Annotated in this window: 12 protein-coding genes; 7 read left to right on the top strand and 5 right to left on the bottom strand. The window is 57.0% G+C overall.

Going from position 1 to position 15,264, the window contains the following annotated elements; all coding sequences use genetic code 11:
* The 6 genes from xerD (at nucleotide 1) to QEN58_RS02210 (ending at nucleotide 6,997) form a co-directional block, all read left to right on the top strand.
* Nucleotides 1–882 (top strand): site-specific tyrosine recombinase XerD, encoded by an 882-nt coding sequence (gene xerD / locus QEN58_RS02185; RefSeq protein ID WP_280105546.1) that lies wholly within the window; start codon nucleotides 1–3, stop codon nucleotides 880–882.
* Nucleotides 857–1,660, top strand: coding sequence for a DsbC family protein (locus QEN58_RS02190; RefSeq protein ID WP_280105547.1), 804 nt, complete (start codon nucleotides 857–859; stop codon nucleotides 1,658–1,660). Before xerD ends, QEN58_RS02190 begins: the two co-directional genes overlap by 26 nt.
* Nucleotides 1,661–1,758: 98 nt before the next feature.
* Nucleotides 1,759–3,075 (top strand): homoserine dehydrogenase, encoded by a 1,317-nt coding sequence (locus tag QEN58_RS02195; protein ID WP_280105548.1) that lies wholly within the window; start codon nucleotides 1,759–1,761, stop codon nucleotides 3,073–3,075.
* 6 nt (nucleotides 3,076–3,081) lie between these two features.
* A complete protein-coding gene (gene thrC / locus QEN58_RS02200) occupies nucleotides 3,082–4,470 on the top strand; it encodes a threonine synthase (RefSeq protein WP_280105549.1) in 1,389 nt (462 codons plus the stop codon).
* Between the two features lie 34 nt (nucleotides 4,471–4,504).
* Nucleotides 4,505–6,322 (top strand): single-stranded-DNA-specific exonuclease RecJ, encoded by a 1,818-nt coding sequence (locus tag QEN58_RS02205; RefSeq protein WP_280105550.1) that lies wholly within the window; start codon nucleotides 4,505–4,507, stop codon nucleotides 6,320–6,322.
* 45 nt (nucleotides 6,323–6,367) lie between these two features.
* A complete protein-coding gene (locus QEN58_RS02210; RefSeq protein WP_280105551.1) occupies nucleotides 6,368–6,997 on the top strand; it encodes a YitT family protein in 630 nt (209 codons plus the stop codon).
* Nucleotides 6,998–7,071: 74 nt separating this feature from the next.
* On the opposite strand, the gene QEN58_RS02215 is transcribed toward QEN58_RS02210, so the two are convergent.
* Nucleotides 7,072–9,672 (bottom strand): heavy metal translocating P-type ATPase, encoded by a 2,601-nt coding sequence (locus QEN58_RS02215; protein ID WP_280105552.1) that lies wholly within the window; start codon nucleotides 9,670–9,672, stop codon nucleotides 7,072–7,074.
* Nucleotides 9,669–10,097 (bottom strand): MerR family transcriptional regulator, encoded by a 429-nt coding sequence (locus QEN58_RS02220; RefSeq protein WP_280105553.1) that lies wholly within the window; start codon nucleotides 10,095–10,097, stop codon nucleotides 9,669–9,671. The genes QEN58_RS02215 and QEN58_RS02220 overlap by 4 nt, the downstream gene beginning before the upstream one ends.
* Before the next feature lie 265 nt (nucleotides 10,098–10,362).
* Here QEN58_RS02220 and QEN58_RS02225 point away from each other — a divergent pair, with 265 nt between their 5' ends.
* Complete coding sequence (locus QEN58_RS02225; RefSeq protein WP_280105554.1) at nucleotides 10,363–11,712, top strand: OmpP1/FadL family transporter; 1,350 nt, start codon at nucleotides 10,363–10,365, stop codon at nucleotides 11,710–11,712.
* Nucleotides 11,713–11,808: 96 nt separating this feature from the next.
* Here the strand turns inward: QEN58_RS02225 and QEN58_RS02230 are convergent, their stop codons facing one another.
* The 3 genes from QEN58_RS02230 to oppB are packed head-to-tail and all read right to left on the bottom strand — an operon-like array spanning nucleotide 11,809 to nucleotide 15,256.
* The gene (locus QEN58_RS02230; protein WP_280105555.1) at nucleotides 11,809–13,422 is read right to left on the bottom strand and encodes an ABC transporter ATP-binding protein; all 1,614 of its coding nucleotides are present in this window, start codon (nucleotides 13,420–13,422) and stop codon (nucleotides 11,809–11,811) included.
* 33 nt (nucleotides 13,423–13,455) lie between these two features.
* Nucleotides 13,456–14,340, bottom strand: coding sequence for an ABC transporter permease (locus QEN58_RS02235; protein ID WP_280105556.1), 885 nt, complete (start codon nucleotides 14,338–14,340; stop codon nucleotides 13,456–13,458).
* Entirely contained in the window at nucleotides 14,327–15,256 is a 930-nt protein-coding gene (oppB, locus tag QEN58_RS02240; RefSeq protein WP_280105557.1) for an oligopeptide ABC transporter permease OppB, read from the bottom strand. The genes QEN58_RS02235 and oppB overlap by 14 nt, the downstream gene beginning before the upstream one ends.
* Between the last annotated feature and the right edge of the window lie 8 nt (nucleotides 15,257–15,264).

Consider the following 15,264-nt stretch of genomic DNA (forward strand, 5'->3'; position numbering starts at 1 on the left):
ATGAGCGTTATCGATGCATTTTTAGATGCTCTCTGGCTTGAGCAGGGCGCCAGCGATCATACGTTAGCCGCCTATCGGCGTGATTTAACCGCCTGGCAACGTCATCTGGAGAGCCACGGTGAAGCCCTCTTGGCGCCGCCGCCCGAGCGTCTAAGTGAGTGGCTGGCCAGCCGCCGAGAGGAAGGCTATCAACTGCGCAGCAATGCCCGGCTGCTGTCGACGCTGCGCAGCTTCTACCGCTGGGGGCGCCTTAATAACCAAGTAACGAGTGACCCGCTCACCGACATCAAGCTGCCGCGTGTCATACCCGGCTTGCCTAATACGTTGGAAGAGGACGAGGTAGAGCGCCTGCTGTTAGCGCCCGATACCGATACGCCGCTAGGCGTCCGTGACCGTGCCATGCTGGAGCTGCTTTACGCTTGCGGTTTGCGGGTGTCGGAGCTGGTTGGGCTCACCGGCGATGCGGTCAACCTGCGCCAAAACGTGGTGCGGGTGCGCGGTAAAGGCGATAAAGACCGCCTGGTACCCATGGGTGAAGAGGCGGCAGATTGGCTGGCGCACTATATGCAGACCGCACGGCTGGCGCTGATGAGCGACCCAACACGCCCGGCGCTGTTTCCCGGGCGGGGCGACAAAGCCATGACCCGGCAAACGTTTTGGCACCGGATTAAGGTGCATGCAATAACGGCAGGGATTACCCGCCCACTGTCGCCACATACGCTTCGCCATGCATTTGCCACCCATTTATTGAATCATGGGGCCAATTTGCGGGTCGTACAGCTGCTGCTAGGTCATAGTGATCTATCGACGACCCAAATTTATACCCATGTAGCCCAGGCCCGCCTGGAAAGCCTACATGCCGAACATCACCCACGAGGTTAAATTGAAGATGCGTCAACGCCGTTTTGTAACTCTACCTTTACTAACATCTTCCTCGATGCTGGCGTGTTTGCTAACTGCCAGCCTGTTACCTTCCGCTGCCCAGGCTGACGACGTGGCAGATCGACTGGCTGAATCACTGAGCGTCAATGGCCAATCGATGCCCGTGGAAGAGGTCACCGAAACACCGATGGGTGGCGTTTATCATGTTCGGTTGGAGAGCGGCGAATCGTTTTATACCAATGCAGACGGTAGCCACTTCCTGGTCGGTGACCTGTATGAAAATGCGCCCGATGGGTTGGTCAATTTGACCGAGCAAGAGCAGAACCAAGCGCGTGCCGATGCGCTAGCGGCGGTGCCCGACAGTGAGCTGGTGGTCTTCCGCGGTGCCGACGAGCCAAAAGCAACAGTGACGGTATTTACCGACCCAACGTGCCCCTATTGCGCGCGGTTACATGACACTATTCCCGAATTGAATGAGCGTGGCATCGCAGTACACTATATGGCGTTTCCCCGTGCGGGCATGGGAAGCCAAGCTGCCACAACGCTGCAGCAAGTGTGGTGTTCGGACAATCGCAGCGAAGCAATGACCCAAGCCAAAGAGGGCCAGACTATTTCCAGCTCGGCAACTTGCGACAACCCGGTGGCGGGTCAGTATGATCTGGGCAAAGCATTGGGCGTACAGGGCACGCCAGCGATTATTTTGCCCAATGGGCAGCTAGTGCCGGGATTTGTGCCCCCCGAGCGGCTCTCCGCCATGTTAGGCTTGAGCGACGATTGACATAAGCAATAATGCCGTTTGAATAAACGGCACATTATGCTGAGACACTGATTTACGAGGCGGCGCCTGCGGGAGCCCAAAACAAAAGGGGAAGTATTTTGAAACCGGTAAGAGTAGGTATTTGTGGTCTAGGCACTGTCGGTGGCGGCACCTTTAACGTATTGACTCGCAACGCTGATGATATTTCGCGTCGTGCTGGCCGCCCTATTGTGATTGAGCAGGTTGCTCACCGCAGTATTCATCCTGACTGCGATATTACCGGCATCAATGCCACCTCTGATGTGTTTGAAGTCGCGACCAATCCCAATGTGGATGTCCTGGTGGAGCTTATTGGCGGTTACGATATCGCCCGCGAGCTGGTGCTGACGGCAATCGCCAACGGCAAGCACGTGGTCACCGCCAACAAAGCGCTGATTGCGGTGCACGGCAACGAAATCTTCAAGGCTGCTCATGAAAAGGGCGTTATCGTGGCCTTTGAAGCCGCGGTGGCAGGCGGTATTCCGGTGATCAAATCGCTGCGCGAAGGCCTGGGTGCCAACCGCATCGAATGGGTGGCAGGCATTATCAACGGCACCGGCAACTATATCCTTACCCATATGCGCGATGAAGGCCGCGCCTTTGAAGACGTGCTCGCGGAAGCTCAGGCGCTTGGCTATGCCGAATCTGATCCCACCTTTGATGTGGAGGGCATCGATGCCGCGCACAAACTGACGATTTTAGCCTCGATTGCCTACGGGGTGCCGCTCCAGTTCGAGAAAGCCTTTACCGAAGGTATCTCGCGGATTACCGCGGAAGACGTCGAGCAGGCCGACAATCTAGGCTATGTGATCAAGCACCTGGGTATCTCCAAGCGCACCGATCAAGGCCTGGAATTGCGGGTTCACCCCACGCTGATTCCTAAAGAGCGCCTGCTGGCCAATGTTCACGGCGTCAAAAATGCCATCGCGGTCATGGGCGACGCGGTTGGACCCACGCTCTATTACGGTGCCGGAGCGGGTGCCGAGCCCACCGCGTCAGCAGTGGTAGCCGATCTGCTCGACGTGGCACGGGATATCTCCACCGAGCACCGCTACCGGGTGCCCTACCTAGCCTTCAGTGGCATCGACGAAGATGTCAGCCAACTGCCCATCATGCCAATGGAAGATATCATCACGGCCTACTACCTGCGCCTGCTGGCGGTGGATCGCCCCGGCGTGTTGGCGCGGGTGGCCACGATTCTATCTGAGCAGGGCATCTCGATTGAGGCACTGATTCAGAAAGAGGCGACCGAAGGCGAATTGGTGCCGATCATTCTGCTGACCCACCGCACCAAAGAGAAGCAGATGAACGCAGCGATTCGTGAAATCGAATCCATGGCCGATATTGCGGGCCCCGTCACGCGTATTCGCGTGGAAAGCTTGAGTGAAGGGGAGTAAGCCTTGATGCGCTATATCAGCACGCGCGGGCAGGCGCCCGCGCTCTCCTTTGAAGAAGTGGTGCTCACCGGTATGGCCAGCGACGGCGGCCTCTATGTGCCGGAAACACTGCCGGAGTTTTCCCGCGAAGAGCTTGCCGATATGGCCGGGCTCTCCTACGCGGAGATCGCCTTTAGGGTGATGAAGCCGTTTGTGAACGGTGAGATCGACGACGCTACCTTCCGCAGCATCGTCACCGAGGCCTACGCGACCTTTAATCACGACGCCGTGCTGCCCCTTAAACAGCTGGATGCCAATCACTTTCTGCTTGAGCAGTTTCACGGCCCGACGCTGGCATTTAAAGACGTAGCGCTACAGCTGCTCGGCCGCCTGCTCGATCACTTCCTGAAAAAGCGTGGCGAGCGCGCGGTGATCATGGGCGCCACCTCGGGCGATACTGGCTCGGCGGCGATTGAAGGCTGTCGCCACTGTGACAACCTGGATATCTTTATCCTGCACCCGCACAACCGGGTCTCGGAAGTACAGCGCCGTCAAATGACCTCGGTACTGGCCAACAACGTCTTTAACATTGCCATTGAAGGTAATTTCGACGACGCCCAGGCGATGGTCAAAGCCAGCTTTGCTGACCAGTCGTTCCTCAACGGTACGCGTTTGGTCGCAGTAAACTCGATCAACTGGGCGCGCATTATGGCGCAGATCGTTTACTACATTGCCTCCGGCGTCGCCCTGGGGGCACCGCACCGTGAAGTGAGCTTCTGCGTTCCATCGGCCAATTTTGGTAACGTGTTTGCGGGCTACATGGCCTACAAAATGGGTCTGCCGGTGAAGCAGTTCATCATCGCCACCAACGCCAACGACATTCTGCACCGCACGTTGACCGACAACGACTTCTCGAAAAAAGAGCTGGCGGCTACTTTGGCGCCCTCCATGGATATCGTGGTGTCGTCGAATTTTGAACGCCTGCTGTTTGACGCCTATGATCGCGACGGTTTGGCCGTAGCAGCACTGCTTGAGCGCTTCCAGCAGGAGCCCACGGCCTTGGCCGATGCGCCGCTGGCCAAGCTGCGCGAGAAGTTTTCCAGCTACAGCGTGGACGATGCGACGATTCTGGAAGTGATCCGTGACGCCCATAAGCGCACTGGTGAAATGCTCGACCCGCACACCGCTACCGGCTATCGCGCCGCCGAGCGTGCCCGCGCTGACCAGTCAACGCCTATGATTACCCTCGCCACTGCACACCCGGCTAAATTCGCCGAAGCCGTGGTGAAAGCAGGCTTCTTAGGTGTACCACTGCCGCCGCATATGGAAGACCTGATTGAACGCGAAGAGCGCTACACGGTGCTCCCTGCGGAACTTGTCGCCGTGCAGCAGTACGTTGCGGAAAACCGGCGTTGAGGCCTAGAGCTTTGTGGCGTGATTTGAGACATACATGAGCGATCTACCCCATAGCACCCTGGCCTCTGGTACGCTGTCTTCAAGTACAACCAGGCCGCGTTTAGAGCCTCGCCCAGTTGACGAGGCGCTTTATGCCCGTGCCCAGGCGGAGGGCCTAAGCGAGCTGCAGGCGCGGTTGCTGGCCTCGCGCTTACCCGGCTACAGCGGTGAGCTGCTACCATTAATCTCGCCCAGCCTGCGCTATCTGGCCCACCCGGAGAAGCTTGCTGACGGTCGCCACGCCGCTGAGCGTATCGCCCAGGCGGTGGCAGAAGGCGAAGCCATCGGTATCCTCACCGACTACGATGTGGATGGCATTACCTCCCATGTGGTGATCCGGCGCACGCTGGTGGAGCTGTTTGGGGTGCCGGAAAGCAAGCTGCACAGTCTGATCGGCCATCGTATTCACGACGGCTACGGGATTAGCCTGCCGCTGGTAGAGCGCACCCTTGCGCAAAAGCCGTTTCCCACTCTGGTGATTACCGCCGATTGCGGCAGCTCCGATGAGCCGCGTATCGCGCGTTTAAAAGCGGCGGGTATCGACGTGGTCGTTAGCGACCACCACGCCCTGCCCATCGAGGGGCCGCCATCCTCTGCCTATGCCTGTGTAAACCCTACTCGCTCGGACTGTGAATACCCCGACAAAACCATCGCTGGCTGTATGGTGGCATGGCTGCTGATGTCTCTGGCTCGCGGTGTGTTGATTGAGTGGGGGGCGCTATCAGAGTCGACGCCCAAGCTGTCGCCCTGGCTCTCATACGTAGCGCTGGGCACGGTAGCGGATTGTGTCTCCTTAGGCGGCAGCCCCGCCAACCGCGCGGTGGTCAATCAAGGGTTAAAACTGATCAATCGTATGGATGCGGCGTGCTGGCGCGCCATGGCCACGCGCTTAGGTGCTGACAGCGTACCGTTTAACGCCGAGACGTTAGCGTTTCAGATGGGGCCGCGCATCAATGCTCGCTCGCGGCTGGACGACCCCTACGCGGCGCTACACTTTATGCTGGCCGAGAACGATGGAGTCGCCAATCGTCAGCTTGATGTGCTGGATCAGGATAACCAGTCTCGCAAAGCGATTGAGGCCGATATGGCCGCCGAGGCGCGCACTCTGGCGGTAAGTGCGTTAACCGCTGATGAGCCCGCCGTGGTGGTGCTACTTGAAGATGGCCACCCTGGCGTACAGGGTATCGTTGCCTCGCGGTTGGTTCAGGCCTACGGGCGCCCGGCGCTGGTGTTAACACAAGCATCAGCACCGGGCATGCTAACCGGCTCCGGCCGCTCTATCGATGGGCTACATCTGCGCGATGCCCTACAGCGCACTTTTGAGCTTGCTCCCCAGGCGTTACCACGCTTTGGCGGCCATAGTGGCGCGGCAGGGGTGGGCGTGCCACGTGATCAGCTTGATGCCTTTAAAACGGCTTTCTTGCAGGCAGTGGGCGAGCAGTTAGAGGGACGAACGCTCTATCCGCGCCTTTGGACGGATGGCGAGCTCTCCACTGCACAGCTTTCGCTAACCACTCTGCAAGAAATTGAAACGCTCGGCCCCTATGGGCGTGAATTCGACCCGCCGCTGTTTGAAGGGCGTTTTATCGTCGAGGCGCTGCGCCCGGTGGGTGCCGATGGCGCGCATCTTATGTTAGAGCTTTCCACTGGCCCGGTGACCTGCAAAGCGATCTGGTTTCGCGCTCTAACGCCGGGTGAACTGCCTGGATTTAACGTGGGCGATACGCTGCACTGTGCTTACAAACTTAACCGCAACCGCTGGCGTGGCCGCGAGACGCTGCAATTGATGGTCGAACACGCCAGCCCAATTTAAGCGTTATATCGCATACTCTACTAACAGTTTAAGTAAGGACGCCCTATGCGCGTGGAAGATTTACCCAAGGATCAACATCGTCCCTATGAGGATGTGATGGCGATGCTGCTGGGCACGTTCTTTGTCGCGCTGGGAGTGACCTTTTACACCCATGCGGTGCTATTGACCGGCAGTACAGCAGGCTTGGCGCTGCTGTTAAGCTATATGACCAGCAGCGTTACCGGCTGGGGCTTTGGGGTGTACTTTTTTGCTATTAATCTGCCGTTTTACTATTTGGCGGTGAAGCGGATGGGCTGGAGCTTTACCCTTCGCACCTTCGCCGCCATAGGCTTGGTATCGCTATTTTCGGAGCTAACCCAAGGCTGGGTGCAGTTTGCCAGCGTGCCCTCAATCTACGCCGCCTTAATGGGCGGGGCGCTGATGGGTATCGGTATGCTGATGCTGTTTCGCCACCGCACGAGCCTTGGCGGTATCAATATTCTCGCGCTTTACTTGCAGGATAAACACGGCTTTCGTGCAGGTTACGTTCAACTGGCGATTGATGGCGTTATCCTGCTGATCGCGCTGACCCAACTACCACTGGATCGTGTGGGCTACTCGGTGCTGGGCGCGCTGACACTCAACCTGATAATCGCCCTGAACCATAAGCCAGGGCGCTATATTGGCGTGAGCTAAAAACGTTTAGCCAAGCCAGAACCACCATACAATCAGTGCGATAAGCCCCAGCCCTGCCAAGTTGATCAATAAGCTCATGAGGCTTCCTCCTGACTGGCTTTCCAAAGCCGCAAACGGTTGGCGTTACTCACCACGGTGATGGAAGAGAGTGACATGGCCGCGCCCGCTATCATCGGTGAGAGCAGCGTTCCGGTGAGCGGGTAGAGCACCCCCGCCGCAATGGGAATACACAGCAGGTTATAGCCAAAGGCACCCACCAGGTTCTGTTTGATATTGCGTAGCGTGGCGCGGCTGATCTCTATCGCAGACGCCACACCGTGCAGCGAGCCGCGCATTAGCGTGATGCCCGCGCTCTCAATGGCCACATCGGTGCCTTGGCCAATCGCAAAGCCTACATTCGCCCGGGCCAGCGCTGGGGCATCATTGATACCATCGCCCACCATGCCAACGATCTCTCCCGCCTTTTGACGGCGCTCGATCTCGGCGTGCTTGTCCTCGGGCAGTAGGCCTGCGCGGTACTCATCGATGCCTACTTCCTGGGCAATAGCCTTGGCGGTGTGCTCGTTATCACCGGTTAACATAACAATGGTTAAGCCATCTTTTTGCAGGCGCTTGATCGCGGCGACGGTGTCGTGGCGAAGCGGGTCGCTGATGCCAAACAGGGCGGCCAATTTGCCATCTACCGCCAAGTACACCAGCGTGCGGGCCTGCTCCTCCAGAGCCCGGGCTTGCTCTTCGCCCGCTGTGAGGTCCACACCGGCTTCGCTTAACAGGCGCGCATTGCCCAGCAGCAGCGCTTTGCCGTCGGCGGTTTGGGCTTTTACCCCGCCGCCGGTCACGCTATCGAAACCATTAATCTCGGCAGGGTGGGCGTTGTGTTCATCCGCGTAGGTCATTAACGCCGCCGCCAATGGGTGCTCGGAGCCGCGCTCCAGCGCGTTCACCAACGCCAACACGGTGGATTGCTCCACGCCAAACATCTGCGCATCGGTAACGCTAGGCTTGCCTTGGGTTAGCGTGCCGGTCTTATCGACGACTAGGGTGGTCAGCTTGCTAGCGGTTTGCAGCGCCTCGCCGCTGCGTACCAGTACCCCATGCTCTGCCGCTTTACCGACGCCGATCATGGTCGAGATTGGCGTCGCCAGACCCAGCGCACAGGGGCAGGCAATAATCAGTACGGTGGTCGCCGTCACCAGCATATGGATCACCTGGGGAGCGGGCCCCAGGTTGAACCACAACAGGGCCGTCAATACGGCAATGATCATTACCGAAGGGACAAACACGCTGGAGACCTGGTCGGCGAGCTCGCCAATCGGTGGGCGCGAGTTTTGGGCGCTCGCTACCTGTTCGGTAATCTGCCCCAGGCGAGTGTCGGCGCCTACGCGCGTGGCGCGATAGATCAAGCTGCCCTTGCCATTCACCGTGCCAGCGCTGACTTCATCCCCCGCGCTTTTGGCGATGGGAAGCGGCTCGCCGGTCAGCATCGATTCATCGATATGGCTTTGACCCTCAACGACCTCACCATCCACCGGTAAGCGCTCGCCAGGGCGCACTCGTACATGGTCGCCAGCACGCACCGCGTCAATATCCACTTCTTGCTCGTGACCTTCGCGAATCACCCGCGCAGTGCGGCTCTGCAGGTCAAGCAGACGCTTTAGCGCATTGCTGGTGCGGCCCCGGGCGCGTAGCTCCATGGCATTGCCGAGTAGGATCAGCCCGATCACCATGGCAGAGGCTTCAAAGTAGATGCCCTGGGCAACCTCGGGTAACCACGGCGCAAACAGCACTACGGCCATGGAGTAGAGCCAGGCGGTGCCGGTACCCATGGCAACCAATGTATCCATATTGGCTTGGCGATGCCTAAACTGCTTCCAGGCGTTGACGAAAAAGTGCCGCCCTGGGATGGCCATAATGCCCAGGGTTAATAGACCAATCATCAGCCAGTAAAGGCGCCCCAGCCCCATTGGGTGAGGATGGAAAAACAACATGCTCAACATGAGCGGAATCGCCAGTGCCAACGAGATGGCGCTGCCGCGCAGCCGTTTTTGGTACGTCTTGGCATCCTGCTCTGCACGAGTGCGTTCGGCTTCCCGCATATCCACAATCGGTTCGGCGCCATAGCCTGCTGACTCAACGGCGGCGATTAGCGCGTGGGTCTCGGCACTGCCAAACACCTGGGCGGAGTGAGTGCCAAAATTGACGCTGGCGGTGTCGACTCCTTCCGTGCGCTCTAGTGCTTTCTGCACGCTCTTAACGCAGCTAGCGCAGGTCATCCCGCTAATCGCCAGACGCTGCTTTTTGCCTTGGCCATGCCCTTGAAAATGGGAAGGGGCACTTGCAGACTTTTCAGCTTCAGCGGGTGGCGCGGTATCTGGTTGCTTAGTTGCTTCGTCTGGGGCTGCTGGGTCTGGGGTTGTTTCCTCCAGTGCTGCTTCAGCGGGCGGGTAGCCCGCCTCGGTCAAGCGTTGATCAAGCTCGGCGTCGGTTAGGGATGAAACAATCTCAAGGCGTTTTTCGCTAGGCGTGCCGATCACTTCGGCATTTGGATCACCGTTTTGTACTGCCTCGCGCATACGTTTGACGCAGCCCTGGCAATTCATGCCGGGGATGGTTCGTATGGTGGCTCCATCTGCAGGGCTTACGCTTGAGGCGGCTTCGGTAGAGGCGTCGCTCATGGGGTCTCCTTGGTAGACGTTGCGTCAGGAAAACTCTCGATCAGGCGGCACACGCTGTGGCCGTCGGGGGAGCCGTCGGGCATCTGCTGCCAGCTCTCCATGGCTTGCTCCATTCGTTCGGCTAGCGCTTCCAGTTCGGCGATGCGTGCGCGGATTTGCGGCAGGCGGCTGGCGAGTAAGTCGCGTACCAATGGGCAGGGAGAGTCACCTTGGTCGGCATGGGTCAGAATGTCGCGAATTTCCGCCACGCTAAAACCGAGCTTGCGCGCCCGCTGAATAAACCGCAGTCGCTCTAGGTCGTTATCTGAAAATAGCTGATAGCCATTATCAGGGTGGCGCTGCGGGGCAAGTAGCTGCTCACGAGCGTAGTGGCGCACGGTCTCCGCGGTAACGCCGCCGCGTTTGGCAAGCTCGTTCACTTTCATGGCCTGTTCTCCCGACCGGTTAAATAGTCACTATTGAGTGTAGAACCTATGGGTTACCCATAGGTCAAGGGCACCTTTGTTCAATAAGCCGAAATGACTAAAACACTGATTTAAAACGACCGTGCGACTAATGTATAAGCCGAAAATGAAATAAAACGAACGTTTGCCCTTGAACCTTTGGCCCAGTTGCGAGAAAACAGTCATGTGAAAAACAAAGAGAGTGGATCGTCGGTATCCACGGGATCATCGGGAATAGAGGCCCACTATGAATAATAAATTTAATAAGCTTACCCTGGCTGCTGCAATGACGGCCGCCTTCGCCAGCCAAGCCCATGCAGGTGGGTATCAAATCAACGAGCAGAGCGTGAGTGGACAGGGTTATGGCCACGCCGGACGAAGCTCTAACGTTCATGATGCTACGATCGTATACGGTAACCCGGCAGGTATGTCGTTTTTAGACCGTGCGCAGATTACGGCGGGTGGTACTTACTTAAATGTTAATTCTGATATAGATAATGTCTCTTCAAGCCGCTCTTTGGAAACAGAGATGGGATCACTCCCACTGGGGTCGGCGGGTGGCAGCAATGAAGGTGACATGGTTCCGGGAACATTAATTCCGTTTGCCTTTTATGCCCAGCCCGTTAACGAACAGTTGGCCTTTGGTTTCGGTGTCTATGCACCTTTCGGCTCTAAGACTGACTACGAGGACAATTTCGAGGGGCGTAATCAGGGTAATTACACTGAGGTTAAGGTTATCACTGCTCAGCCAACGGTCTCTTACCGTTTTAATGAGCAGTGGTCTGTTGGTGCCGGCGTTACTTACAACCGCGTTGAAGGTGAGCTGCACCGCCAAGTACCTGTTGCTGTTGGGCAGGCACCCGATGGCTCTCCGGTTATCACTGAGGTAGATTCACGCGTTGAAGGGGATGACGAGGCGTGGGGTTATAACCTCGGCTTGATTTATCAGCCTGTGCCTGAAACCACGCTTGGCTTAACTTACCGTTCAAAAGTGGATTTTAATCTAGAAGGCAGCTTTTCGGCGAGCTCACCAGTATTAGATCAACTTGGCATTGGTACGGTAACGGATAATGCTGCGCTAGACTTAACAACGCCTGAAACGGTGAATTTCTCCCTGACACAGCAAATGAGCGACAACCTTAAACTGATGTTTGGTGCCTCTTGGGCACGTTGGAGCCGTTTTGACCAAATTTTGGTCACTGGTAGCGATCGTCCGGTAATAACCAATGAGCAACAGAGCTATGAAAATGCGTGGGCTTTTTCAACCGGCGGTGAATATCAACTGACACCAGAGTTAGCTCTACGTGCGGGCGTGGCCCTTGATTTTACGCCTACCCAAGATTCCACTCGTAGCGTACGTATTCCCTCTGACGATCGGCGTATTTTCTCTATTGGGGCAGGCTGGAGCCCAACACCAGATCTAACTCTGGATGTGGCTTACTCCTACCTAACCGAGCGTGGCACCCAGGTAAACCAGTCCAAAACCGACAGTTTCACGGTAGCCGGTCAGCGCACGCCACCCATAACCTCAACCTACTCAGCCGACTACAAAAACGAAGCTCACGGCTTCGGCGCGCAGTTAACTTACCGCTTCTAAGCTCTAGAAAGCCAGACCCCAATGAAACCCGGCCAGCGCCGGGTTTTTTATTAGCTGCGATAGCGCCATTCATCATCAGAGCGAAGACATAAAGGACTACGCCGCTGGGCTATCCAGAAAAGCGGCCTGCATTAGCTCACGGGTATAGGGTTGGCGTGGGGCATTGAAAAGAGACTGCGTGTCGTTTTGCTCAACGATTTCCCCTTGGCGCACTACGATCACTTCATCGGCCAGCGCGCGCACCACGGCGAGGTCATGACTAATAAACAGGTAGGTCAGCTGATGGCGCTGTTGTAAGTCACGTAATAGCTCAATGATGGTCATTTGCACCGAGCGATCTAACGCAGACGTAGGCTCGTCCAGCAGCAGAAACTCGGGCTTGACGACCAAAGCTCGGGCAATAGCTATCCGCTGGCGCTGGCCGCCTGAAAATTCATGCGGGTAACGATGCCGGTGGGCGGGATCTAAAGCGACTTCTTCGAGAGCTTGGATAACCTGGGTATCGCGTTCGGCTCGGGTTAGCAGTGGCTGATGAACGCGCAACCCTTCGCCAATAATCTCACCGACGGTCAAGCGCGGCGAAAGCGAACCAAACGGGTCTTGAAAGACGACTTGCATACGCGACCGTAGCGGTCGCATTCCCGTCCGTTCAAGCTGGGCCACGTCGATATCATCGTAGTGTATCTCACCGCGACTCTTCACCAGCCGCAAAAGCGCGCGGCCCAAAGTCGTTTTTCCTGACCCGGATTCACCCACCACGCCTAAGGTTTGTCCTTGTCGCAAAGTGAGATCTATATTTTTGACCGCCTCAAAGTAGCGATTAGGGCCAAATAGCTGCTTTTTAATCGCAAAACGCACGTTAAGGTTACGGGCGGTGAGCAAAATTGGGGCGGTGTCGGGAACGGGCGCTTTTTGGCCACTTGGATTGGCGGCGATAAGCATCTGCGTATAAGGATGCTGTGGCGATTGGAAAAGTGTATCGGTTGCCCCTGATTCAACAATTTTACCGTTCTGCATCACACACACGCTATCGGCTAAATGCCGAACGACACCTAGATCGTGGGTGATAAACAAAATGGCCATGCCGTAGCGGGTCTGCAGATCTTTCAGCAAGGCGAGTATCTGTGCCTGCACGGTTACATCAAGGGCGGTGGTCGGCTCATCGGCAATCAGCAGCTTGGGTTCGCAGGCCAATGCCATGGCTATCATCACCCGCTGGCGTTGACCGCCAGAAAGCTCGTGAGGGTAGCTGTCAACGCGGCGCTCGGGCTCTGGAATGCCCACTTGCTCAAGCAGCTCTAGCACGCGCATGTGTGAATCGCGACCGCGCAATTTGGTGTGCTTATGCAGCACTTCCCGAATCTGCTTTCCAATTCGGTGCAGCGGGTTGAGCGAGGTCATGGGCTCTTGAAAGATCATCGAGATTTCATTGCCCCGAATGGCCCGCATGCGCTGACGGCTGACCGTGAGTAAGTCTTCATTGCCCGCGCCACCATGCCAGCAAATACTCCCCGTGGAGCGCGCCAACTCGGGGAGTAGCCCCATCACGGCGGTCGAGGTAATCGACTTGCCCGAGCCCGACTCCCCGACTAGCGCCAGTGTCTCGCCCTGGTGAAGCGTAAAGCTAACGTCTTTGACCGCGGTCACGACCCCGTCGGGAAGGTCGAAATCGACGCGCAGGTGATCAAATTCCAGCAGTGGTGTTGGCATAGTGCCTCCTTGCCTTTATTAACGCGTCGTTTGTTAACGTGTTTTGGGATCAAGAGCGTCGCGCAGACCGTCACCCAGGAAGTTTAAGCACAGCAGCGTGGTGGCTAGGAATATAGAAGGAACAATCAGCATCCAGGGCGCTGTTTCCATCATGTCTTTGCCTTCGCTGATCAGCACTCCCCAACTGGTCAATGGCTCTTGAACGCCGAGACCCAGGAAGGACAGAAAACTTTCCAGCAAAATCACCTTAGGCACGGTGAGAGTGACGTAGATGATCACGGGCCCGATGGCATTCGGAATCAGATGGCGTGTGACTATTTTAAAGCTGCTCACGCCAAGCGCATGGGCGGCCTCGACGAACTCGCGGCGTTTTAATGCCAGTACCTGCCCGCGCACGATACGCGACATATCAAGCCATTCCACTGCACCAATGGCCGCGTAGATCAGCAGGATATTGCGCCCGAATACCACCATGAGCAGGATCACCATAAACATAAACGGCAGTGAGTACATGATGTCCACAAAGCGCATCATCAGGTTGTCGATTCGACCGCCGAAGTAACCAGCAATGGCGCCATACAGCACGCCGATGACTAGGGAAACGAAAGTGGCGACAATCGCCACCGAAAGCGATATTTGCCCACCGTGAAATACCCGCGTCAGCAGGTCACGGCCGTTGGCATCGGTGCCCGCTAGGTGGCCACTCTCAATGCTTGGCGGTGTTAAAAAGGCGTTCCAGTCCACTTCATCGAGTGCCCAGGGCGTTAGCCAGGGGCCGAGTAGGCAAACGAGGGTAATCGCGGCGAGTAGCACGAGGCTGACCAAGGCCGCTTTGTTTTGGCGGAGTCGTCGCCACGCTTCACGGCCTAGGCTATTGCTGGCGATCGGCGTGGACGACAGGGTATTAGTCATTGTCATAACGAATCTGGGGATCCAGTGCCGAGTAGAGTAAATCGACCAGTAGGTTAAGTAGGACGATCAGGGCGCCATAAAACACCACGGTGCCCATCACCAGGGTGTAGTCACGGTTAAGCGCCGCTTGGACAAAGTAGCGGCCAATTCCGGGGATGCCGAAAATTTGTTCGATCACTACAGAGCCGGTAATAATGCCGGCAATGGCGGGGCCTAAGTAGGAAATGACCGGTAGCATTGATGGTCGCAGGGCATGACGCAAAATTACTTCGCTCTCGCTTAGCCCCTTTGCGCGGGCGGTGCGGATGAAGTGACTGCCCAGCACTTCGATCATACTGGCGCGCATCATACGGGCAATGTAGGCAATCTGTTGAATCGACAGTGCCACCACCGGCAGCACCATATTGCTCCAGTGACCGTTGTTCCAGCCGCCTACCGGTAGCCACGCCAGAAATACACCGAACACCAGGGCCAGCAGTGGGGCGATCACAAAATTAGGGATAGCCACACCGGCCAGCGCCGTTCCCATCACCAGATAGTCAACGCTTGAGTTGCGTTTGAGCGCCGCGATCACTCCCATGGGTATGCCGACCAGTAGCGCCAAGCCAATCGCCCACAGGCCGAGTTCAAGGCTGACTGGAAAGCCTTGCACCACAAGCTCAGTGACCGAGAAGTCTTTGTATTTAAAAGAAGGGCCAAGGTCGCCTTGGAGCAGGTTTCCCATGTAGGTGATGTACTGCTCCCAGACAGGCTTGTCCAGGCCGTATGCCGCCATCATGTTGGCTTCTATCTCGGGAGGGAGTTGGCGCTCGCCGTCAAAGGGACCGCCGGGCGCCAAGTGCATCAAAAAGAACGATAGGGTAATAACGATCCACAGCGTCGGGATCGCTTGGAGTAAACGTTTTAGGGTGTAGCTGAGCATGGTCAGGC

Origin of the sequence: Halomonas alkaliantarctica (assembly GCF_029854215.1) — a bacterium.
GTDB lineage: Bacteria > Pseudomonadota > Gammaproteobacteria > Pseudomonadales > Halomonadaceae > Vreelandella > Vreelandella alkaliantarctica_A.